The sequence below is a fragment of the Methanococcoides sp. AM1 genome (assembly GCF_900774055.1).
Taxonomy (GTDB): Archaea; Halobacteriota; Methanosarcinia; order Methanosarcinales; family Methanosarcinaceae; genus Methanococcoides.
Genome location: NZ_CAAGSW010000005.1, coordinates 99,647 through 121,237 on the forward strand (window position 1 = coordinate 99,647; position 21,591 = coordinate 121,237).

The 21,591-nt window shown below is 42.9% G+C and carries 30 protein-coding genes and 1 pseudogene; 10 read left to right on the forward strand and 21 right to left on the reverse strand.

Going from position 1 to position 21,591, the window contains the following annotated elements; genetic code table 11:
• Nucleotides 1–117: 117 nt before the first annotated feature.
• The 13 genes from E7X57_RS09710 to E7X57_RS09760 all read right to left on the reverse strand — a co-directional run bounded on the left by E7X57_RS09710 (nucleotide 118) and on the right by E7X57_RS09760 (nucleotide 5,303).
• Nucleotides 118–462, reverse strand: a complete 345-nt coding sequence (locus E7X57_RS09710; protein ID WP_135612773.1) for a hypothetical protein — start codon at nucleotides 460–462, stop codon at nucleotides 118–120.
• A 94-nt stretch (nucleotides 463–556) separates the two neighbouring features.
• Nucleotides 557–790 (reverse strand): hypothetical protein, encoded by a 234-nt coding sequence (locus E7X57_RS09715; protein ID WP_135612774.1) that lies wholly within the window; start codon nucleotides 788–790, stop codon nucleotides 557–559.
• Nucleotides 787–1,038: a winged helix-turn-helix domain-containing protein gene (locus tag E7X57_RS09720; RefSeq protein ID WP_135612775.1), complete on the reverse strand. Its 252-nt coding sequence runs from the start codon at nucleotides 1,036–1,038 to the stop codon at nucleotides 787–789. The genes E7X57_RS09715 and E7X57_RS09720 overlap by 4 nt, the downstream gene beginning before the upstream one ends.
• Nucleotides 1,039–1,042: 4 nt before the next feature.
• Nucleotides 1,043–1,885 (reverse strand): hypothetical protein, encoded by an 843-nt coding sequence (locus tag E7X57_RS09725; protein WP_135612776.1) that lies wholly within the window; start codon nucleotides 1,883–1,885, stop codon nucleotides 1,043–1,045.
• A gap of 76 nt (nucleotides 1,886–1,961) precedes the next feature.
• Entirely contained in the window at nucleotides 1,962–2,126 is a 165-nt protein-coding gene (locus E7X57_RS12535) for a hypothetical protein (RefSeq protein ID WP_167880966.1), read from the reverse strand.
• The gene (locus E7X57_RS09730; protein ID WP_135612777.1) at nucleotides 2,127–2,348 is read right to left on the reverse strand and encodes a hypothetical protein; all 222 of its coding nucleotides are present in this window, start codon (nucleotides 2,346–2,348) and stop codon (nucleotides 2,127–2,129) included.
• A complete protein-coding gene (locus tag E7X57_RS09735; protein WP_135612778.1) occupies nucleotides 2,326–2,553 on the reverse strand; it encodes a hypothetical protein in 228 nt (75 codons plus the stop codon). Before E7X57_RS09735 ends, E7X57_RS09730 begins: the two co-directional genes overlap by 23 nt.
• On the reverse strand, nucleotides 2,553–2,717 hold the full coding sequence (locus E7X57_RS12540; protein WP_167880967.1) for a hypothetical protein: 165 nt from the start codon (nucleotides 2,715–2,717) through the stop codon (nucleotides 2,553–2,555). The genes E7X57_RS09735 and E7X57_RS12540 overlap by 1 nt, the downstream gene beginning before the upstream one ends.
• The gene (locus tag E7X57_RS09740) at nucleotides 2,717–3,172 is read right to left on the reverse strand and encodes a hypothetical protein (RefSeq protein ID WP_135612779.1); all 456 of its coding nucleotides are present in this window, start codon (nucleotides 3,170–3,172) and stop codon (nucleotides 2,717–2,719) included. The genes E7X57_RS12540 and E7X57_RS09740 overlap by 1 nt, the downstream gene beginning before the upstream one ends.
• Nucleotides 3,173–3,174: 2 nt before the next feature.
• Complete coding sequence (gene bet / locus E7X57_RS09745) at nucleotides 3,175–4,086, reverse strand: phage recombination protein Bet (RefSeq protein ID WP_135612780.1); 912 nt, start codon at nucleotides 4,084–4,086, stop codon at nucleotides 3,175–3,177.
• 2 nt (nucleotides 4,087–4,088) lie between these two features.
• Nucleotides 4,089–4,451 carry a hypothetical protein gene (locus E7X57_RS09750; protein ID WP_135612781.1) on the reverse strand — a complete coding sequence of 121 codons (363 nt, stop codon included), beginning with the start codon at nucleotides 4,449–4,451 and terminating at the stop codon, nucleotides 4,089–4,091.
• Entirely contained in the window at nucleotides 4,448–4,765 is a 318-nt protein-coding gene (locus E7X57_RS09755; protein WP_135612782.1) for a hypothetical protein, read from the reverse strand. The genes E7X57_RS09750 and E7X57_RS09755 overlap by 4 nt, the downstream gene beginning before the upstream one ends.
• Nucleotides 4,766–5,105: 340 nt before the next feature.
• A complete protein-coding gene (locus E7X57_RS09760; RefSeq protein ID WP_135612783.1) occupies nucleotides 5,106–5,303 on the reverse strand; it encodes a hypothetical protein in 198 nt (65 codons plus the stop codon).
• Between the two features lie 236 nt (nucleotides 5,304–5,539).
• Between E7X57_RS09760 and E7X57_RS09765 the strand changes: the two genes are divergently transcribed.
• The 3 genes from E7X57_RS09765 to E7X57_RS09775 all read left to right on the forward strand — a co-directional run bounded on the left by E7X57_RS09765 (nucleotide 5,540) and on the right by E7X57_RS09775 (nucleotide 7,491).
• Complete coding sequence (locus E7X57_RS09765) at nucleotides 5,540–5,827, forward strand: hypothetical protein (RefSeq protein ID WP_135612784.1); 288 nt, start codon at nucleotides 5,540–5,542, stop codon at nucleotides 5,825–5,827.
• A 203-nt stretch (nucleotides 5,828–6,030) separates the two neighbouring features.
• Complete coding sequence (locus E7X57_RS09770) at nucleotides 6,031–7,110, forward strand: type I restriction endonuclease (RefSeq protein WP_135612785.1); 1,080 nt, start codon at nucleotides 6,031–6,033, stop codon at nucleotides 7,108–7,110.
• Nucleotides 7,111–7,242: 132 nt separating this feature from the next.
• A complete protein-coding gene (locus E7X57_RS09775) occupies nucleotides 7,243–7,491 on the forward strand; it encodes a hypothetical protein (protein ID WP_244603670.1) in 249 nt (82 codons plus the stop codon).
• A gap of 84 nt (nucleotides 7,492–7,575) precedes the next feature.
• Here the strand turns inward: E7X57_RS09775 and E7X57_RS09780 are convergent, their stop codons facing one another.
• Nucleotides 7,576–8,037, reverse strand: a complete 462-nt coding sequence (locus E7X57_RS09780; RefSeq protein WP_135612787.1) for an Hsp20/alpha crystallin family protein — start codon at nucleotides 8,035–8,037, stop codon at nucleotides 7,576–7,578.
• Between the two features lie 587 nt (nucleotides 8,038–8,624).
• On the opposite strand from E7X57_RS09780, the gene E7X57_RS09785 reads away from it, so the two are divergent.
• On the forward strand, nucleotides 8,625–10,748 hold the full coding sequence (locus tag E7X57_RS09785) for an ATP-binding protein (protein WP_167880968.1): 2,124 nt from the start codon (nucleotides 8,625–8,627) through the stop codon (nucleotides 10,746–10,748).
• A 74-nt stretch (nucleotides 10,749–10,822) separates the two neighbouring features.
• Here E7X57_RS09785 and E7X57_RS09790 read toward each other — a convergent pair whose 3' ends face one another.
• Both E7X57_RS09790 and E7X57_RS09795 read right to left on the reverse strand, forming a co-directional pair.
• Nucleotides 10,823–11,485, reverse strand: a complete 663-nt coding sequence (locus E7X57_RS09790) for a tyrosine-type recombinase/integrase (RefSeq protein ID WP_135612789.1) — start codon at nucleotides 11,483–11,485, stop codon at nucleotides 10,823–10,825.
• Nucleotides 11,486–11,524: 39 nt separating this feature from the next.
• A complete protein-coding gene (locus E7X57_RS09795) occupies nucleotides 11,525–12,025 on the reverse strand; it encodes a hypothetical protein (RefSeq protein WP_135612790.1) in 501 nt (166 codons plus the stop codon).
• Between the two features lie 26 nt (nucleotides 12,026–12,051).
• Here E7X57_RS09795 and E7X57_RS09800 point away from each other — a divergent pair, with 26 nt between their 5' ends.
• The 3 genes from E7X57_RS09800 to E7X57_RS09805 all read left to right on the forward strand — a co-directional run bounded on the left by E7X57_RS09800 (nucleotide 12,052) and on the right by E7X57_RS09805 (nucleotide 14,159).
• On the forward strand, nucleotides 12,052–12,477 hold the full coding sequence (locus E7X57_RS09800) for a tripartite tricarboxylate transporter permease (RefSeq protein ID WP_371413197.1): 426 nt from the start codon (nucleotides 12,052–12,054) through the stop codon (nucleotides 12,475–12,477).
• Nucleotides 12,478–12,996: 519 nt separating this feature from the next.
• Entirely contained in the window at nucleotides 12,997–13,173 is a 177-nt protein-coding gene (locus E7X57_RS12545; protein ID WP_167880969.1) for a hypothetical protein, read from the forward strand.
• A gap of 623 nt (nucleotides 13,174–13,796) precedes the next feature.
• Nucleotides 13,797–14,159, forward strand: coding sequence for a class II SORL domain-containing protein (locus tag E7X57_RS09805; RefSeq protein ID WP_135612791.1), 363 nt, complete (start codon nucleotides 13,797–13,799; stop codon nucleotides 14,157–14,159).
• Nucleotides 14,160–14,212: 53 nt separating this feature from the next.
• Here E7X57_RS09805 and E7X57_RS09810 read toward each other — a convergent pair whose 3' ends face one another.
• Nucleotides 14,213–14,857 (reverse strand): 4Fe-4S binding protein, encoded by a 645-nt coding sequence (locus E7X57_RS09810; RefSeq protein ID WP_167880970.1) that lies wholly within the window; start codon nucleotides 14,855–14,857, stop codon nucleotides 14,213–14,215.
• Nucleotides 14,858–15,000: 143 nt separating this feature from the next.
• Between E7X57_RS09810 and E7X57_RS09815 the strand changes: the two genes are divergently transcribed.
• Nucleotides 15,001–15,606, forward strand: a complete 606-nt coding sequence (locus E7X57_RS09815) for a YbhB/YbcL family Raf kinase inhibitor-like protein (RefSeq protein ID WP_135612793.1) — start codon at nucleotides 15,001–15,003, stop codon at nucleotides 15,604–15,606.
• 59 nt (nucleotides 15,607–15,665) lie between these two features.
• Here the strand turns inward: E7X57_RS09815 and E7X57_RS09820 are convergent, their stop codons facing one another.
• Nucleotides 15,666–16,028 (reverse strand): cupin domain-containing protein, encoded by a 363-nt coding sequence (locus tag E7X57_RS09820; protein ID WP_135612794.1) that lies wholly within the window; start codon nucleotides 16,026–16,028, stop codon nucleotides 15,666–15,668.
• Entirely contained in the window at nucleotides 16,015–16,791 is a 777-nt protein-coding gene (locus E7X57_RS09825; protein ID WP_135612795.1) for an AAA family ATPase, read from the reverse strand. The genes E7X57_RS09820 and E7X57_RS09825 overlap by 14 nt, the downstream gene beginning before the upstream one ends.
• 170 nt (nucleotides 16,792–16,961) lie before the next feature.
• On the opposite strand from E7X57_RS09825, the gene E7X57_RS09830 reads away from it, so the two are divergent.
• Both E7X57_RS09830 and aroC read left to right on the forward strand, forming a co-directional pair.
• Entirely contained in the window at nucleotides 16,962–17,831 is an 870-nt protein-coding gene (locus E7X57_RS09830) for a cation diffusion facilitator family transporter (RefSeq protein ID WP_135612796.1), read from the forward strand.
• Between the two features lie 26 nt (nucleotides 17,832–17,857).
• A pseudogene (gene aroC / locus E7X57_RS09835) lies at nucleotides 17,858–18,955 on the forward strand (chorismate synthase).
• A 192-nt stretch (nucleotides 18,956–19,147) separates the two neighbouring features.
• On the opposite strand, the gene E7X57_RS09840 reads toward aroC, so the two are convergent.
• Together E7X57_RS09840 and budA are read right to left on the reverse strand one after the other, a co-directional pair.
• Nucleotides 19,148–20,305 carry an LL-diaminopimelate aminotransferase gene (locus tag E7X57_RS09840; RefSeq protein ID WP_135612797.1) on the reverse strand — a complete coding sequence of 386 codons (1,158 nt, stop codon included), beginning with the start codon at nucleotides 20,303–20,305 and terminating at the stop codon, nucleotides 19,148–19,150.
• Nucleotides 20,306–20,409: 104 nt separating this feature from the next.
• The gene (gene budA / locus E7X57_RS09845; protein WP_135612798.1) at nucleotides 20,410–21,201 is read right to left on the reverse strand and encodes an acetolactate decarboxylase; all 792 of its coding nucleotides are present in this window, start codon (nucleotides 21,199–21,201) and stop codon (nucleotides 20,410–20,412) included.
• Nucleotides 21,202–21,591: the final 390 nt, after the last annotated feature.

Sequence of the window (21,591 nt, forward strand, 5' to 3'; positions counted from 1 at the left end):
AACTGCTTGTAGAAACCAATCACATACCTCCCTCGCAATACATCCACACAGAGATCATCACATACATCATGGCTACCGCTGCCATTGCAGAAGCTACAAGCATCTTGTCAAGCGTGCTCACCTCACCACCTCTTCGAGAATGGAAATGGCATAACTTACTCCCTTGGCGTAATTTCTTGCTGCATCAAGTTGATACATATCACAGTTGCGACCATGGATTCGCATGTCGGCTTCCTTTTCCAATTGACGACGGCGTAATTTCTGTATTACGTCTTGTATCGCATCATCGGATTTCACGAAACTTCCAATAAACTCATCATACCTACACTTCCCCGCATCAGGTGTACCACTCAGGTGATTGTACGTACATTCGATACATCCTGCTTCATGCAAGGCAAGACATTCGTCCCGGTTCTGTGGAGTCTTTGTTGCAATCGGTTGCCCGTTGATGGTTACTACCATTATGGAACCTCCACTCCGCACATTCGATACATCGACTGCCAAGAGCAACCTTCGTCATCAGGATCTTCGAAGGAGTAGAGAGGATGAAGTGGTTTCATAACGTCCCCTCCTCAACCATCTCGCGTTTAATCCGATCGACCCTTTCACTACTGATGTGGACCTGCTTGACAATCTGCGTCTTTGACTCACCGACTTTGATCATTTGACGAGCCTTGTCAATTTTCCACGAAGGTGTGCGTCTCTTGCGATCGCCTTCTACCAACCGTTTACTGCTCTTGAGATGAGCATTCCACCGGTCAGCTTCTTCCTGGGTGAGTTGTAGACTCATGCCATCACCTCGTCCCATGGTCGAATGACGTTGATCTTGCCGGCTACAAATTTCTTCCAGTATCGCTGTACAGTTGTTTGGCTAATCCCAGTTGCATCCATCAAATCTTTCTGTGTGTATTCTGGATGCTCAGAATGGATTGAATGAATCTTCTTGAGTCTCAAGTGGTGGTTGAGCTGCCTCGTGTTGTTTGAAGCACGTATAATGTTCACGCGATCTGCTTCTTCAGGAGTGAGGGGGAGTGCCATTTAGTCACGCCTCCTCATTGCTACCAATCTGCCCCACCAAAAATGCCGCCACGGTCTTATTCAAAGCAGTTCGAGTCTTAGCCACATTGGACAGACCTTTGGTGATTTGATCAAGCTCGCGTTTTCTGTCAGCTTGGTCCATGTCGGCAAGAGTGTAGATGATATCCCAGGAATACTTACCAACGTTTGAACCACTGTATAGAAGCTCAATTGCTTCTCCGTCATCGTAGTAGTCCACTGGGGTATTAGGAATTCGTACGAACTTAGGTTCACTTTTAGATACACTTTCTGACTCTTCGGCAGGTTCCTCCGGAACTACCAGTGTCACGTCGTAGCCTATGGATTCCTGAGTCGGTGTATCTTCTTCGGGCATATCCTCAATTGCTTCCTTGGAAGCCTCAGCCCTGCAATTCGGGCATAAGGAAGTGGTATGATCCAGATAAATATTGGAGTACAACATATTGCACGTCGGGCATCGAATACATTCATCATCAGGATCAATGCCGCGTGGCATGGTTGGATTGAAAGGGGTCATCGGGATATCTTCAATCAATCTAGCTTTGATATCTTCACGGATCTCTTCCCGAGTCGGGACAACATCCTGTTTCGTAGAGAACGTGGATGCAGACTCACTGCCATAATGCTGGTCAACAAATTCCTGAACGGCAGGTGCGATGTTGGGAAGGATCTCCCCTAGGCATCCTTGACCCCCTGGGCCGATGTTTTCGTGTCCAGTGGAAACAGTGGGGTTTTCTTTCTCAGCACCACTCATAATCTTGCACATAGACTCAAGCGTTGTGAGCAGGCGTTCGTCTGCTTTTATGTGGATTGTTAGCTCAAAGCTCACCAATACCACCCCTTCAGGAGCCACAATGCATGCATCCATTCGCGTTGGAGTGTTTGGATAGAGATGTTACTCTGCATCATACAATCCGCCTCCATTCTGCACAGCGATCTTCTTCCGGAACACAGCACTTGACTGGAACCTTATCGTCAGACAATGAGATCATGCATGGGATGTACACAGAATCACCATCCCATTCAAGACAAGCATCGCATATCCATCGGATTGCTTTGTCTCCTGACATTCACACCACCACCTTGTCGACCTTACCGGTCTCATATTCATCTTCAGGAACGGTAGTGTAATGAACCGCTGGCTCACCGGTTACATCAGATTTACAATCTGGACGAGCTTCAATCATATCTTTGAATGATGGGTAATGCTCGTCTTCATGAAGGCGAGTTTTTGGAATATAGACACGTCCTTTTAGCTTGGCCATGCTATCAGTCCCCCTTGTGATACTCATCGAGCGTTCGATTCACAAGACTCAGATCTATGTTTCTCTGTTCACCGTATTGCATCGGGACAATGTTCTCAATCTCGCTTTTCAACTCAGACTTGATCGTGAGCTTGACATCGACAAATTCCGATCCGCCTTCCATCTCAATCTTGTAGACGGTCTTGTCCTCAGTCTCGACCCCATGGTCGACCTTCTTGACTTTGAGCAACATCAGGCATCACACTCCTTGACAGCTGCCATGTTGCCCGGAATCTTTCCGGTGATGTCGCAAACCTTGATGAAACGGTCACCTGCAACAGTGTCTATCTTCTTGCTGATGAGATGTGGACAACCGCGAGCTCTGCAATTAGTGACGGATGGTTGAAAGTCTAACATCACAAATCACCTCCCATAACCCGAACCATTGCACCGAAGTTATCACTTAGATCAAAGGTTGCACCGATCTGCTTCGCAATGTCCTCATGGAACTCATCAAGAACAGTTGCCTTATCTTCTTCAGTCTTCGCCAGCAGGAACCTTTCTTCGTACTTTGCGGCAATTGTAAGACATATCCCCATCTTCTCACATTCTTGTTTCAACCAGTCTATGTCTGAACACCGTGGATTATTCTCGTCTCCTGCATGCATACAATCAAAGCCATAGACCATTGAACCATCCTCATGCTCTTCGGCATATGTGATACCAATACCATCATATCCTTGCTCGGTCAACTCGCGTTTGGGGAATCTGACATAACCACAGTAGTGGCTGAATTGTTTATGTCTAACAATTGAATAGACAAGGTCCACATCGTTCCACTTGACCTCAGCTGCATCTTCTGGATAGATCATGCTTAGTCCCTCCTTGCCTGATCCATCTCAGCACTATCATAGCACCCACCGAGATCTGATGGGAATGCTTCTCTCAAGGTCTGAACAAGAGCCACTTTCCTGATCATCGTGGCAGGGATCTTTTTCCATGAGGACATCCCCGTATTGTATTCCGCCATGGATACTTCAGCGAAAAATGGAACCCTACAATCCTTCCTGTAGACCTTGGCCCACCCGCCAATGATTTTATGACCAGTTTGAACCAGGGTGCCTTGTTGCCTCTCAGACACAAAACCATCATCGTCTGCGTTTCTGTACTCAGTCACAATTCCAGCTTCGAAGCCATCGAACATTGGGTTATCTTCTGCCTTCTTCATGAACGCATCCTTGCCAACAACAAGCGTGGCGGGTGCATTTTTGTACTTGATCAAATAGGCCTCTTTGATAAATGGATTCAACTTCCTGTGCTCACACAGCTGCAGGAACATGAAGATCTCTTCATCGGTGGCATCCTTGCAGAGGTACTGCCTGATGTTCTCAGATGTCAGGTCAGGATTAGGTGCAGTTACAATATTCTTATTAGGAATAGTGACTTCTTTTGTAGTGGAGGGTTCTTCCTGATTGCTACTTTGGTCGGTCGCGTCTGGAGTGCTCTCCCCACTGCCCGAATTATTAGACTCGTTATCGGATTCGGGCAGTTTATTCTCATCGTTGTTAGATTCTGCGAGTTCAGCTACCTGGATTATCTGCTTCAGGAATTTGTCATCAGGATCTTCAGTGATGCGAATCTCGTTGATATACTTAAAAATCACCTGCTTGGGGAAGTCAACGCCGTATGTGACACCTTCGTGCTGCGTTCGCCATACGTTGTTCGCACCTTCCTTGAACCCCATGAATTTGATCTGTGCTCCTATTGATTCTGCTGTGAACGTCATACTTACTCACCTGCCTTGACCATCGCTTTAGCTTCAACAATCGATTCTTTCCGGAACTGGAACAATTCATCGTGACCTGCAGCCGCATAGCCTTCGAGTGCTTTGTTGTCCCAGGTATAGCGAGGATAGGACTTTCTGAATGTGACCTTGCCATGATCTCCCTTGAAGGATTCAGCATTCTCCAGAACAGCTGCTTCGACTCTCTCGGTGATCTCCTGAATCTTCAACACGAAAGGATCCATGATCTCGCGTATCTGTGACTCAAGTTCTTCTCTCTGTTCTTTCAAAGGACCGAGTGCCACCTGCATCTCTTGCTGAAGTGTCATGATCTCGGCAAGTTCCTGGTCAATTTCTTCTGAACTCATGCTTCCACCTCGGCAGTTGTATAATCAAAAACAGTTATCTTAGCGCTACCAAGTGGCACAAAGTCGTACTTGTATACCTTCTCGGTGACTTCGATTACATGCTGCAGGTGAACAAGCATCCAGTGTGGGATAGCACCAGCAACAATTACACCAACCGGGCCACTGTAGCTATCTATTATACACTTCGCCTCGGCCAGCAGATACTCTTTGTCGTCTTCGTCATAATCGATTCGTCCACCAGACCGTGACGATCCTCGACCTCTCAGGATCTTGTCCACGTCAACGGTCACTTCAACAATTCCTTTCTCTTTCATTGCTTACACTTCCTTGATTTACGGAGTTGTCCCTCACCATCCAGACCAAAGCCCCTCAGTCTGGATGATAAGGGAAGCCAAGCACCGGAATCGAACCGGAACAGAGTCACCAGACATGGCAAAGTGCAGGCAGTTGGGGAGTGGGGGTGTAGTACAGGAATAGAACTGCCTGCAGTGGTCACGCTGAGCATTGAAGCTCATGGAGTATTGCTACTCGCGACGTGACACGGTGTTTGAAGATCTTCGCGGACTGCCGTCCAGTTTATGTTTCCCTCACGGTCTGAGCATCTGCCGAGTACTCCCTGCTCGAACAGTAACCGTTTTTCAGCATCGGTAAATGTCATTTCGACTCACCTTTGTAGAAATATCGAGCCATCCGTTCCTCGATAGGCATCTGATCCCACTCTTCGGGGGTAAGCTTGCCCTCGACGATGTCAGCGTGGACTTCTGCTTTAATCCGAGCAGTGTGTGCTTCGACCAGTTGTGCGATATGTTGTTCGCGGTAGGCGGCTGCTTGGGCTACGATATCGGTTGACATGGTTATTCCTTCTTGTTTTCGTCTTTTAGTGGTCTGATTATGATGCAGTCGCCGTCTAATCCAACAACTACTTTGTCACCATTTTTTAGTTCGAAATGATCACGAAGGAAAGCTGGAATCTGCAGACAGGTTCGATTTGATTTGTCTTGAAACAGTTTTCGTATAATCATTGTATAAACATTGTTATAACACATATTTATATCTTTTGTCATAACATATGTTATACACGATAATGTATGGCAACAAAACAAACTGGATTTCGTTTAACCGAAAATGCACTTGAGAACATCGAGTTCATGGTCAATGGCGGATTTGCGAGAACCGCAACCGAAGCCGTCATTCGTGCACTTGAATACTTTGTCGACCAGCATAAACCCACTGTTGACGAAGAAACAGCACGTCAAGCGGTAGTCGCGTTTTTGAAAACAGATGAAGGCAAAGCTCTGATTAAATCGGCCTTTGAAATTGAAGAAGCTAAGCCTGTTGTCATCGCTGAATCTGTCGAGAAAGTCAGAATCAAGTAACTGGCGTACAAGTCGTTGTGGGCATCTTGTACCAAAACTATATTTTTTAATTTCATAAGTTTTATATACATTGGAAAATCTGTAAATTGTATCATATTTACATTTGTAGATTGGTGAAATGAATGCAGATGCAGAAATAACACAGTATGTCAAATTAAGATTAGCATAATCTGCATCTGATAAACAATACAGGCGGGGTAAATTTGGATTTTATAGATGAAATCAAAGCATTGGCAAAGAAGATTCCAACACATGGACAAAGCATACAGACAGAAGAAGCTACCAAAAATGCATTGGTGATGCCAATGATCAATATACTCGGTTACAATGTTTTTGATCCCACCGAAGTTGTTCCGGAGTTCACGGCTGACCATGGTACAAAGAAAGGAGAAAAGGTTGATTATGCTATCTTCAAAGACGATGTGCCTATAATCTTAATCGAGTGCAAAAGCATAGATTCCGATTTAACCCCCAATCACGCATCACAACTCTTTAGATACTTTAATGTGACAGAAGCTAAAGTCGGAATCTTAACTAATGGTATTATCTACAAATTTTTCTCAGATCTTGAAGCCACCAACAAAATGGACGATAAGCCATTTTTGGAATTCGATTTGAATAACATCCGCGAGCCTCTGATTAAAGAGCTGAAAAGGTTCAAAAAGGAAGCATTCGATCTCGATGAACTTACAAATGTTGCAAGTGAGTTGAAATACACTAAAGAGATAAAACAGAGTTTATCGAGTGAACTAAATTCACCATCTGACGATTTTATCAAAATGTTTGCTACCCGGGTTTATGGTGGCAGATTGACTCCCCAAGTTCGAGAAAAATTCAGTTCCATCACGAAAAATGCATTTAGTCAATTTATAAATGAAACCATAAACGAACGTTTACAATCGGCAATGGCTGCTGAAAACGATGCGACAAAGGTAACGGACACCTCAGATGTGGAACACGAAGATGAACCTATCCCCGTGGACGATGGTATTGTAACCACTGAAGAAGAAATGGAAGCTTTTTTAATTGTTCGTGGAATTCTTCGAGAAATTGTCGATTTCAAAAAGATTGTTATGAGGGACACGAAGAGCTACTGTGGTGTCCTTTTTGAGGATAATAATCGTAAACCAATTTGTAGATTCCATTTCAACACGAAACAGAAGTACCTTGCTGTTATCGATAGTGATAGGAATGAAGCGAAGCACCCCATTTCAGATTTGAACGAAATCTATGGTTTTGCTGATGAACTGAAGACGAGTGTCGGAAACTATCTTCATGATTAACATTTTACGAAACACATGAGGTGAACGAACACGTACATCCGCACCCGCTGCTCCCATTGCAAGCAAGTCGATTACCACGACATTGCAATAAACACACTGGTACGCAAGACCGTATTCAGTGACCACAGTCAAATGATGCGATACCTAGTCGAGAACATCGATGTGGATGAAACCATCTCAGAAGAAGAAATGGCAAGATCTGTGCTGCGGGAGCTGCGTGGGTATGTCTATGATGGCATCACGACATACGAGTTATGTCGGGTTCTGAAAGAGTATTTTGGCGTGGTTGCTGCCTATTGTTGTGACTTAATTCAGAAGATGAAGATTGAGCTCGATATGTACTGTCCTGACAGGCAGCATTTATATTTTGTTAGAGGCTAAGTTCGAATAATATACCGAACACAACAAGTCGCCGATGCCACAAACAAATTCAAGAACCGGAATATAAAAAAGAAGAATGATCGATCACTCGATCATAATTTTCGGTTTTTCTTCGGCCTTCGTCTTTTGAAGTGTGATAGTTAGGACACCATTCTCAAGTTTTGCCTTCGCACCTTCATCGGTAACGTTCGATGGAAGAACAGCAGATCTTGAGAAACGACTATAGGTACGTTCCCTCTGAGTATAACCTTCTTCCTCAGATTCACTTTCCTTTTTGCACTCTGCACTGATCTCAATGATGTTTTCCTTCACACTTACATCGATATCTTTCTTGTCAACGCCGGGCAGGTCAGTAGTAACTATGACATTGTCGCCTTCTTCCCTGATATCCATCAAGGGAGCAATTGATCTTCCCTCTGGCCAGCCTCCGAACGGGGAAACCTCCCTGAATAACTGGTTGAGATGTTCCTGTGTTTGCCGTATATCTTCAAATGGATCCCAGCGGGATAATCCAGAGGGACCCCTACGCGTTAAACCGAATTTCATATATTCCACTCCTTGAAATTTAATTAACAGAACAGATGACAAATGAGAATAAAAGCGTAACGGGTATGAAAACATGTATTGTCCGGATCATCAACATCTCTACTTCGTGGAAGCGTAAATATAGAATGAAAAACAAGAGTTGGTAAAGTAAGCATAGGCATTGGGTATGATAGTAGACTTCGAATCCGATTACGCGTGGTATATGTTGTTAGCAATCGCATTTGTATTTGGGATTGGCTTATTAATGCTTTATTTTTATTTGGATATGATGAGATCGAGGAAGCACAGATGATGGCGATTGATGATGTAACCATAAGATAAATCCTTGTATTGCCCCGATAGGCAACCTTTGTGTTCTGTAAGAGCCTAACAACATTCTTTTTTAAAAAGTACAAACCCACCTTTGCCCGGTTGTTATTTTAATCTATTTTAATTCGCATCCATCATTCCAGTGATTCTTTACTACATACAAAAGATATTTAATATATTAATATTATATCAATTATATAAGGCTATAATGCAAATTACTGATATAGTAGCTTTAAAAAATAATAATGTGCATAAGAATTCTGAGGGGGATTAAATATATGCATGGAAGTAAAGAAATTCTAAATGATTTCGCTATTGATGAATATTATGAAATTACGGCAGAATCTCGTGTAAATTCTGATATTTTAAATTATATTTTCGATGATATTCCTCTAATTATGATTCTTGTCAATCGGGACGGGAAAGTTGAAAACATCAATCGAACTACTACTATTGCCTTAGGGAAAGAAAAAAAGGATGCTTTTGGCCTTCTTGGCGGTGAACTGTTTGGATGTGTGAATTCGATCAAAGGAGAAGGTTGTGGGAAAAACAGAGAGTGCTCAGAATGTGCTATAAGAAATTCTGTTATGCACACTTTTGAAACCGGTGAAAGTATTTACAAGAAAGAAGGTGAACTGGAGATCGTAAACAATGATCGGTCTATAACATTCAATTTTTTAGTTTCAACAACCCTGATCAGACAAAATGATGATTTAAAAGTTTCACTTATTCTGGACGATATATCAGAAATCAAGCAGACAAATAGACTAGTCGAGCGGAAACTTGAGATTGAAAAAGCGATATCATCTATTTCTTCGATGTTCGTTTCCAGTAAAGATATTGATTCTAATATCGTTTTTGCCCTGGAGAATATTTGTAATTTGTGTGGAAGTAGTAGAAGCTATGTTTTTTTGTTTCATGATGATGGAATTCTGATGGACAATACACACGAGTATTGCCCAGAAGGTGTTGAACCCCATAAAGATAATCTTCAGGACCTTCCAGTTGATATGTTTCCCTGGTGGATGAACAAACTCCATAATGGCGAATCGATCCACATTAAAGACGTGCTCACAATGCCAGAAGAAGCATCTGCAGAAAAAGAGATTCTTGAGATGCAGGAGATAAAGTCCCTAATAGTTTTACCACTGCACGCAAATAATGAACTTGTCGGGTTTATCGGGCTGGATAATGTTGTGAATACTGGAGAATGGGGAGAAGAAGATCTCGCCATTCTTCGTATGGCATCCCATATTATAGGACATAGCATTGGACTTAAGGAAGCTGATAATAAGTTGCTAGAAAATGAAAAAAAGTACTCAAATATTGTGGAAAATGGAAACGATGGGATAATTATTCTCCAAGATTTTGTACTTAAATATGCGAACAAAATGATGCTGGATATATCTGAATATTCTATTGAAGATGTAATTGGAAAGCCTTTCATTGATTTTGTTTCGTCTGAATATGCAGATTTTATAAAGGAGAGGTATAAGAGGAGATTAAGTGGGGAAGATGTTCCAAACCATTACGAGATTGAGATTATCACAAAGAATGGGAAAGTAATTCCTGTAGACATAAATGCATCTACCATAGAGTATGAAGGCAGAGCAGCAGATATGGCAATTCTCAGAGATATCACTGAACGCAAGAGGGTACAGGAAGAAATGCTACAAGCAAGAATACTGGCAGAGGACTTAAATCGATCCAAAACCGAATTTATAATGAATATGAGCCACGAAATCAGAACGCCCTTAAATTCGGTAATAGGCTTCTCACAGGTTTTGCTTGAACATGCAAACAACATAGATGAAAAACAGGCACATTATATCGAAAATATACATATAAATGGCAAACATCTGCTGGAACTCTTTAATGAAATTATTGACATTTCAAAAATAGAAAATGGGGAAATGGAGTTCCATCCAACAAATTTCTTCATACCTGAGGTTATTGGTGAAATTGAAACCTTAATGAAACCTCTTGCTTTTGAAAAAAAGGTGATTTTTACCCAGGAAATCGATTTTGGAAATATCATTCTAAAAGCTGATAGGGCCAAAATCAAGCATATACTCTATAACCTTGTACACAATGCCATTAAATTCACACCCAAGGCGGGACATGTTGCCATTGAAACAAAGAAATGTGGAGAATCAATGTGCTTTTTTGTTAAAGATACGGGTGTTGGCATTTCACCAACAGATCATAACAAATTGTTTGAACAATTTTCCCAGGTAGATTCGTCCACTACCCGTCAATATGGAGGTATTGGCATGGGGCTAAATATTGTGAAGAGGTTTGTTGAAATACATGGTGGCGAGGTTTGGGTTGAGAGTGAACTCGGAAAAGGAAGTACATTCGGATTTAGTATACCAACTGATCCTGAGAACACATCCCAGTGATCAATTTTAGCTCGAATGCAACTGCGGTAGTAGGCAGCATTTGTATTTTGGCAGTTCATGAGGATGTTCACTTATCATTTTGAATTCATCGCTTTCATCACCTTCTCAACTTCTGCTGCCACGGCCACACTTATACCATCATCAATGAGAGTCTTCATTCTGGCCACTTCAGCACCAAGTTCATCGTTCTGTTCTCTCAACTTCCTATACTCTTCACTCTCAATAGTGTGAACTTCAGTATCCTCGATTGCCAGGAACGGTAGATATTTGATGTACTTCTTCTTGAGAGCATCAGTCTTTGCTCTGTAATAGGCAGACTGTGATTCTTTCAGAGTGTGACCTGAAAGGAAATCCACGAAGAAGATATCGGCACCCCCGTTCAGCATTGCGGAGTAGAAATACTTCCTCATGGTATGACTTCTCACGTACTGCCAGTCCCCGTTAGGAGTGGATTTGCCTGCACGTGTGGCCAGTGTTCTGTAGATGTCCATCAGTCCGTGCAAATTCAATTTACGGTCCACATCATCATGAGTTTTCAGGTATTTGCTAGGGACATCAGATTTTATGAAGATGTAATCATCGTCTGAATAGATCCTCCTCTTCTCGTGCACAATGTCTCGAACTTTCCCACGAATGTTTGGCACTTGGTTTCGCCACTGGAGATAAGCACATATTGCATCACTTGCCTCCGGAGACGTGAAAGTGATGAAATCGTATTCCACTTTGTTTCTTCTCATATCCAGAGTTGCTATCCCGGTGTCCGGATCATAAGCTTCCTAAAAGGTCTTGATTGTTAAATTCAACAGTTCGTTTGCACCCAGTCCACTCGATGTCTGTAACAATATGAGTGCACGACTTCGGATGTCGGTGTGGACAAGAACATCAGTGATATCGTCACGCGAAGGAATTGGTTTATTTTTTTCGAGAACTACAACCTTTTTACTATTTCTATTAATGTTCGGGAGGTCGACATCGAACGCCTTGTAAAATGCTTTCGCAGATCCCACATAACTCTTCACCGTTTTCGGGGCCAGCTCTCTTTCATTCAGACTTTTACGGAATTGAATCAAGTACTTTTTGATATTTCGCTGTCGCATCAACAGGCCTTGTTTGATCTCGTCTTCGGCTTCCTCAAGAAGTTCAGATGGTGTCTTGTCAGTGAAGGCTGTGTACTCCTTCATTCCATACAGATGATTTCTACGCGAGTATGGTTTGTATTCCATACTCTCGAACCATTCGAGAATCAGAGGGTCATCTTCAAGGGTCTTTATGTCCATGATATAATAGATAAACATCTGAATTAATAAATGTTAGGACTTGTCGCAATACCACCAACGCGATCTTCGGCCTGTTCGCCCTCGCAGTGATAGGAAAAACAAGAAGTGGTGCAATGGTCGCCGTAGATGAGCTTCTGGAAGCCGCCAGCCTGACTGCCCAGGATATCATCCTTTTCCTGCTGGTCATTGCCATCACAGCACTATTATCATACATTTCAACAATAGCTATCGGAAACAACATCCACAGGATGCTCGCAAAACTTGATTATTCAATGATCTGCATCACTGTCCTCTTGGGCCTCGCACTGATGAGCCTGCTGTTCACCGGCTTCTTTGGTCTGCTCATCTTTGTGATCGCAATCCCCCTTGGTATGTCTGCGTCGTTCATGAAGATAAGGAAGTCACATGCAATGGGAGTGATACTGTTGCCGGTGATCTTGTATTTTTTGTGATCTACATGAGCAACTATTGAAGTACGGTGCCGGATTTCATAATTGGCAGTGTTACAGGGTTGTCTTCAATGAGTGGTTTTTCGGAGATTTGGGTAGACTAAAATTATGACATACAGTAGGCTGCCATATTAGATCATAAAAAAGAAAGTTGAAATTTCTATGTTGATCAAAAAGAAGAAATTCTCATCCTACTTTAACCCTGCTTTTTTCTTTTATTCTTCAAAAAATGATTGCGGAGTATCCAATTCAATTATTATTCTAATTTATCATTTTTCCCACCTGTGAATGTAACTTTTTTTCAAACAAATCGATAGGTTAAATACTATTGAATATCTTACTCTTTATATTATTCTGATATGTACAACGGAGGGTACCAAATTGGAGGAAATATTAGCATCGACTCATCTTTGTAAAGAAGCAGTTGTTGCAATCGCAATCACATTGAATCTAATAGATAGAACACAACGTACTAGATACGTCAACGTACATGCATTAAGTTGTGATTCTGATGGATCATGTTTGGGTCATATAGAACTTGAAGGAGACGATGAAATTATCAGTGTTGTACCAGCACCTCCAAAAAGTTACCGAGTAACAGGACTCACAAAAGACAGGAAATGGGCGGAGCTCGGTTATGAATTTGATGGTGCAGATCATCCCGACTGGCTTAAAGTGCTTAAAGACGAGTTTTGGTGACCTTGGGCTAAAATATGATTAACAAAGAGGAATAACATCATTGATCCATGGGCTCGAAATTGATCCCGTGGCCACTAAAGAAGACATGATGGTAGTTCTTAAGAAATGTTATGAAACCGAGCTTCTGATCAATATCTTGGACCTTGAATTGCTTTAACTACGTAGACTTTGAAGCAGAGAAAACCCATATCAAAATTACCCTGACAACGCCCAACTGTCCGATGGATGTAATTATTCAGGAATCTCTAATATGACCCTCTTAGAGTACCCCATAACTAACTTTTTTGCCCATTTAGAACTCATATCGATCTTCTGTTTCCTCAGAAATTTGTGCCCTTATTACAATCATTGATATCTAAGTTCTGATTTTTTTAAATGATCAAATATAAATAAAAAAACAGATATCAAATATAATGAGTTCTTTAAGAAGCATTCCTCTTAATATGCCACGCCTGGTGTACTATTCTTAAAGAGCTCGGTGGTAGTATCCTGTTTTTCGTGTATTATAAGACAATTAAGTGACCGCAACAAAAGGTCTGCTTGACACTTGTATAATAACCACAAAAAGCATATATTGCAACCAATAATAGATATTGAGCAACAATCACAAACGGGGTGAGATTTTGAATTTTGGAGAGTTAGTTAAAGGAAAGGACATTGAAGCAGAAACCGCAATGAAGGAGAAACATATACCTACAATCGATATTCTTGAAGGTCATGGGGGAACAGATGCAAACCTTATTCGGGTAATCGTAGGTAAAGATACAGCACATCCAAATACCGTTGAGCATCACATTGCATGGGTAGAACTTTATGGCAGGAAAGATAGCGGCGAAGTCGTTAACCTCGGAAGAGTTAACTTCAGCCCGGGAAATACAAGACCTGACTGCCGGTTCAAGCTCGAGAACATTGGTGAATACAAGGCATTCTGTGCTCTTGGATATTGTAACATCCACGGCCTGTGGGAAAACTGCATTGAGATATGATCGGGTTTAATGCCTGATCATATTTTTTCCTTAAATTTTCAGCTTCATTTAACTCATTCAACTTTAAGCGCATCCAAAGGACATTTTTGAACACACTTCATACAACTGATGCAGGCAGTGTCCCTGACAACATCCTTTTCTGACACATCGATCCACATGGGACATAGCCTATCACATATCCCACATGAATTACAGAGCGAAGGGTCACGCCTTATCTTCCTGATCTTAACAAGGTTCGTCAACGAGGCAGCTGCACCTTCCTTACAGAAATACCTGCATGCAGCTCTGTCCACGAAAAAGGAAAGAAGTATCGACACCGCCATGATCAGTAGCAGACCATCTATTACCACAGTTTCCATAATGATATCATCAATAAACTGAAACTTATGCAGCACCAGAGCGGTTAATAAAAAGAGTAATACTACGTAGCGGAAATACAGTAACGTTTTATGGACTCTTTTCGGAACCAGTGTGTTGTATCTTTTACCCAGGACCCTTTTTCCCATAGAACCAATGATGTTCTGGAACATGCCCCTTGGGCACATCCAGCCACAATAGACCGGACCGAATAGCAGAGCAACGGGAACGGACAGGAGAACAACATAGAATGTTGACTGCGAACCAAAATAGATGAAGATAGCAAGGCCAACGAGCTGTAGGCTCAGCCTGAACCTCTCACCCTTTTCGCTCTTTTGCAATCTTGATGTTATACTACTTGCCGCTTTCAACAGAGCTGCCTCCAATAATAGTTAGGAGTGTGCCGAACAATATAGTTGAAAAACGCCTATCCAATATATAATTTATTAAAGGTACAGCCAAATGTAGGATAGGGGTAATTGAAATGCACACATTTACGAAGATCGTTATATTGGTCACAATAATGCTATCCATAGCAACATCAGGCTGTGCAACCAATGGTACTGATGAACCTGAGCCAATACCGGACATAATTGAGAACCAAGATCATGTGGCAGAGCAAGATAGCACTGACAACATCAACAAAGAGCAGAGCACATTCAAGATATCAACCAGCGCCTTTGAGAACAACGGAGAGATTCCCTCACGTTACACCTGCGATGGGGACAACATTAATCCGGAACTCATCCCCGGCATCCTGCCTAAAGGTACCGAGAACCTTGTCCTGATAGTTGATGATACCGATGCTCCGGGAGGGATGTTCACCCACTGGATAGTATGGAACATTGAGCCGGGATCTATGATCAGGGAGAACACAATTCCGGGAGTGCAGGGACTTAACGACTTTAAGACCACAGACTACGCCGGACCATGTCCACCTTCAGGAACTCATCGTTACTTTTTCAGAATATATGCACTGGACACCATGCTTGATCTTGTATCAGGCTCCACAAGAACAGATCTGGAACAGGCAATGCAGGATCACATCATTGCAGAGGCCGAACTAATGGGAACTTACTCCAGAGAGTAAGAGGAAATGGGAACAAGAATAGAAAAAGAAAAAAGAGACAGAACAATAAGAAGACGGGTTTATTCCAGCAGTTCAGTATCCTCATGAGAATAAGCCGGGGAACAGCAACATAGTATCTTCAATTCCCCCGCCCCCGTATTTTCGATCTTGTGAGCAACACATGGATCGATCAGTATGGTATCGCCGACACTCACTTCGAACACCTCATCCCCCAGAGTCATGAGACCGCTTCCAGTTGTTATATGGTAGATCTCCTCAGACTCATGATGCCGGTGTTCAAGAGTCATGCATCCCACCGGAACGGTTGCCTCGGCAAGGCTTTGACTGTTCTTGCCACCGATGTTCGGATGCATCAATTCACGTATTATCGAGCCATCCTTTGTGGTGAATGGTTCGACTCGCGAGTATTCAGTTCTCTTCATCCTTGCTAAAGTTCTCTATCATTTCAAGCATTTTTTCCTTAATTTCCACAAAGGAAGCAATGCTTTCAGTGCCTGTATCGATAGGAGACTTGCCTTCAAAATCAGCATTCATAAGATCGGGAGAGAATGGTATCTCACCAAGGACAGGAATTCCAAGCTCAGCAAGTTTTGGCTTGACATCAGAAGAAGTGCCCTTGTTGACAACCGCAGCAAGGTTCTTCACACCGATACCGCCTGCAAGTTCCTTGATCCTTCCGGCAGTCTCAATGGAGCGCATGCCCGGTTCCACCACAATGATCATGAGATCGATACCACGAGTAGTTCCACGACCAAGGTGCTCGATACCTGCTTCCATATCCATGATCAGTGCACTGGTGTCCTTTAGCACAACATGGCGAAGAAGTGCTCTCAAAAATGCAGATGCAGGGCACATGCAACCGCTTCCTCCACGCTCTACAGTACCCATTACCAGCATCTTGACACCATCCGGCCCGACAACACCGAACTTGCTCACAATATCGTCCACCTTTGGGTTGTACTTGAACATGCCACCAACCTCGCCGGCACGTTCGTCGATCATCTCCTTATAATCCGTGAGCGGACGTGGTGGTTCAGCTATACCCAGTGAAGATGCAAGGTTCATATCCGAATCAGCATCAATGACAAGTACCTCGTAACCGTCCCTGGCAAGCAGCCTTGCCAGAGTTCCGGACAGGGTGGTCTTGCCAACACCCCCTTTGCCTGTAACTGCGATTTTTACCATTAATAAGACCTCATTGATATTCTATAATGTTCCTGTATATCATCTTTTTATCTTCTATTTTCGTTGGTATATTGTATTAATGACATATAAGTGATATAATTATTTAAACAGGTCTGAAAGTTCAACATAACTATATATGTCACGTCAAAGATATTGTTGGAAAGATTTCCATGGATGAGCGTTCGAAGAAGATACAGCAGATACTGGTAATTATATTAGCTCTGAATCTGCTGGTAGCTTTTGCAAAGATAATCTATGGTACGATCACAAACACGCTCAGCATGAAATCCGATGGCTACCATTCCCTTTTTGACGGGATATCGAACATCGTCGGTATCGTTGCTATCTTTGTCGCAGCAAAACCTCCTGACCGGACACATCCTTATGGACACCAGAAGTTCGAGACCCTTGCATCCATCGTCATTGCAGTGCTGATAATCTTCGTCGGGTTCGAGATAATCCATAATTCTATAACAAGGTTCACATCAGACATACAGCCCAGCGTTACCGGTCTGAGCTTTATTGTCATGATAAGCACAATGGCTGTTAACCTGATGGTAACCGAATATGAAAGAAGAAAGGGTGAAAAGCTTAACAGCGATATCCTGCTGGCCGATTCCATCCATACCAGAAGTGACATATTCGTTTCACTTTCAGTACTCGTGGCACTTGTAGCAATCGAAGCAGGATATCCAATAGTCGATCCTTTAATATCACTGATAATAGCAGCCGTAATTGTCAGGGCAGGTATCAAAATAATAATGGCAAGTTCCAATACATTATGTGATGCCGCCCAGCTTGAAGAAGAAGTTATCTGTTCACTTGCCTCTGAGATAGACGGAGTTCGTGACTGCCACAAGATCAGGACCAGAGGGTGTAAAGGCGACATACATATCGACCTTCACATCATGGTAGTACCTGAACTGACCGTGTCCGAAGCTCATGTGATCTCACATCAGGTCATGGACTACCTTAAAGAGAAACTGGAAGGTGTGACCGAAGTATTGGTTCACATCGATCCATTTACGGAAAAAAAATAAAATAATATTAAATGGAATTGATCAACATGCCCGGAAATACCTTTGGACACTCATTCAGGATCACAACCTGGGGAGAATCACATGGAAAAGCATTGGGAGTCGTGGTCGACGGAGTCCCGGCAGGACTTCCTCTTGAGCCGCAGATGATCCAGAAAGAACTGGACAGGAGACGCCCCGGACAGAGTCAGGTTTCCACACCTCGCTCCGAAGCAGACAGCGTTGAGATACTTTCAGGTATTTTCGAAGGCAAAACAACCGGCACACCAATTTCCATGATGGTGTGGAACAAGGATGCAAGATCAAGTTCTTACGATAATATCAAAGACCTTGCAAGACCAGGACATGCCGATTATCCATACATGAAAAAGTACGGCATCCGCGACTACCGTGGTGGCGGCCGTTCATCAGCCCGTGAGACCATTGGCAGGGTAGCCGCCGGAGCTATCGCAAAAGAGATACTTGCAAAATTCGGGATAGAGGTCATTGCCCACGTAATAGCACTTGGCACAGTATGTGCAAGACCAATGCCCCTTGATGCTATCAGGGACAATCTGGAAAAGACACCTGTAAGGTGTGCAGATATTGAAGCTGCAGAAAAGATGCTCAAAGAGGTCGAAGCAGCAAGAGAAGAGCATGACAGCATCGGAGGAGTCGTTGAGATAATCGCAACCGGCGTTCCGGCGGGTATCGGAGAACCTGTCTTTGACAAACTGGATGCCGATATCGCAAAGGCCATGATGAGCATCGGTGCGGTCAAAGCTGTGGAGATCGGTGCAGGTTATGAGGCTTCACAGATGAAAGGAAGCCAGATGAACGATCCTTTTGTCATGGAAGATGCAATGGTAGAAACTAAGACCAACAATGCAGGCGGAATACTCGGGGGATTGTCCACAGGAATGCCAATTGTCTGCCGCACTACGGTCAAGCCAACACCATCCATTTCATAGCCACAGAAAACTGTGGACATGAAAGAGATGAAGGATGCTGAGATCAATATCCAGGGGCGTCACGACCCGACGATCCCACCAAGAATGGTACCGGTAGCAGAAGCCATGATGGCACTGGTTATTGTTGACCACATGATCAGAAGTGGTCATATTCATCCTAATTCGATGTTGAAGTGATAAGAATCGAAATTAAACAAAAAAAGACTGCTATCGATTATTCAGAGATAGAAGGACAAACGATCAATAGACCATAAGTTGACCAATCAAACAAACCCGCGGTTGGTCCTAATTCATAAACAACTAAAAAAGAAGAAATTATGCCACCGACCTCGGCGGCATTACTCATTTTTATATAAATTCGATCTGACCTTAAATGGTCAGTTTTTCCATTCTTCCAACAGCTTCTTCGAGGCGGTCAACGGACTGTGTAAGAGCAAATCTCACATAACCTTCTCCGTATTCACCAAAGCCGACACCAGGTGTTGCTACAATTCCTGCTTCCTCAAGCAAAAGCTTGGAGAATCCGATAGAGTCATATCCATCAGGTACTGGTACCCACATGTAGAATGTTGCCTTTGGTGCTTTTGCATCAAGACCAATGCCCCTTAAGCCTTTAAGAAGTACGTCTCGCCTCTCCTCATACATAGTGTTCATATCTGCAACACACTGCTGTGAGCTTGACAGAGCTGTGATACCTGCCCTCTGGATAGCATCGAATGCACCGGAATCGATGTTGGACTTAGCCTTTCCAAATCCTGTGATGAGATCCTTATTGCCAACAGCGAATGCAAGTCTCCAGCCGGTCATGTTGTAGGTCTTGGACATGGAGTAAAGTTCCATTCCAACATCCATTGCACCATCTACGCTAAGGAAACTTGGTGCCTTGTAATCATCATAGACCATCTCAGAGTAAGCATTGTCATGAACCACAACAACGTCGTTCTCTTTAGCAAATTCAACGACCTCTTCAAAGAACTTGACATCAGCAGTTGCAGATGTTGGGTTGTTTGGATAGTTCAGGAACATTAGCTTAGCCTTTGCAAGCTTATCTGCAGGGATAGCTTCAAGGTCAGGAAGGAAGCCATTCTCCTCAAGAAGAGGCATGATGTGTGGTTCCCCACCGGCAAACTGTGTTCCGATCTTGTAAACAGGATATGCAGGATCCGGGATCAATGCCACATCACCTGGATTGATGAATGCAAGAGGAATGTGTGCAACACCTTCCTTTGATCCGATAAGTGTAAGGGTCTCTGTTGCAGCATCAAGCTCAAGACCGCGGGATTCCTTGCACCAGTCTGCTACTGATTCCCTGAACTCCATCATACCGGTGTAAGATGGATACCTGTGGGTACCAGGGTCCCTGACCGCTTCACACATTGCATCAACGATGTGAGAAGGGGTTGGCTGGTCCGGGTCACCCACACCGAGGTCGATAACATCGACACCTTTTGCCCTCTGGGCTGCCTTTGCTTCATCGATAGTTGCAAATAAATAAGGGGGTAATGCATTGATTCTGTCTGCGTACATATGTTCACCTTGGTTTTAAATTAAAATATTCACTTAGGTAATGTAGCGCTTCTATTGCTACAAACCTATTTAAAAATCATGGGTGACCGGAAAACAGGTCACCTTCATTTCTCATCCTTTTCCACTGTATGCAATTCATCACCTTTGTCACGCGAAAGGTCCTCATTCATGAATTCAGCTGACTCGGGAAGGGACAGTTCGAACCCTGCGGTCTGATCTATATAGATAGTACCATTCAGAATGACATAATCAAGCACATGGCCACCTTTTTCTCTGCCAGCATCAATGAAATGGAAATGATAACCAGGTACATTTATGCCTTCAACATAGTAAGGCAGCCAGAAACCTACAATACTACCCTCAACATCCTCAAGCTCGAACACAACTTGTTCGTCAGCGATCACATCGATCAGCAAAGGATATGGCTCTTCCTGGGCAGGAACACTACGCACTTTCATATGCTCAAACGTGCCGTCAATTCGGATGGCGTACATCAGGTTTTTTGATGGAAGCATTTCCCCTATCAATGAACCAACTTCAGAGGAGTTCAATGATTCATCCAGTATAATGGACTCATCCGTCTCAAAATAAGTTACAGCGGCAAAGGGCGTAGTGTCGAAATCATTCACAGAATAGGCATACCCATCGGTCTTCATCTGGTAGACCTCACCATCAATAACGATCATTTCGCCATCTAAAGCATCGAATGTCCCAAGACCAAGATCCCCTTGCTCTTTCAGTTCACCGATAGTCATTTGCCCTTCATAGAGACCTTCAAGCAGTGCATCGATGGTCGATGCCTGGAACAGGACATCATCCTGCAAATTGCTTTGGTCAATATTCGGGGTATCCGGAGTATTCGGAGCATCATCAACACAACCGGATAACACCAACATTCCGGATACAAACAATAAACAAACAAATAATTGAACTGCCTTTTTCATTTTTGAACCTCTTTCAGTATAACATAATTAATATGTTTATAAATAACTAATCTGATCGCAATCGTTGTTTGGCTCTTGAAGTCTGGAAAATAAATGTGAAACATATGAAAGTGTATCTAAAAAATAACGTATAATTCTAATAAAACGGCTCACAATAGCAAAAGCAGTTGTACCTGCCAAATTTGGAGTATGGCAAAATTAGTAGATGAAAAATAGGACATCTTTATTTAAAATACGAAACATATATAAGTAATATGCATTTACTGATAAAATGAAAAGATATATATTGGCTTTTTTGGTATGATACCAAAGATGTGCACGAAAAGAAAAAGCTGAAATGAT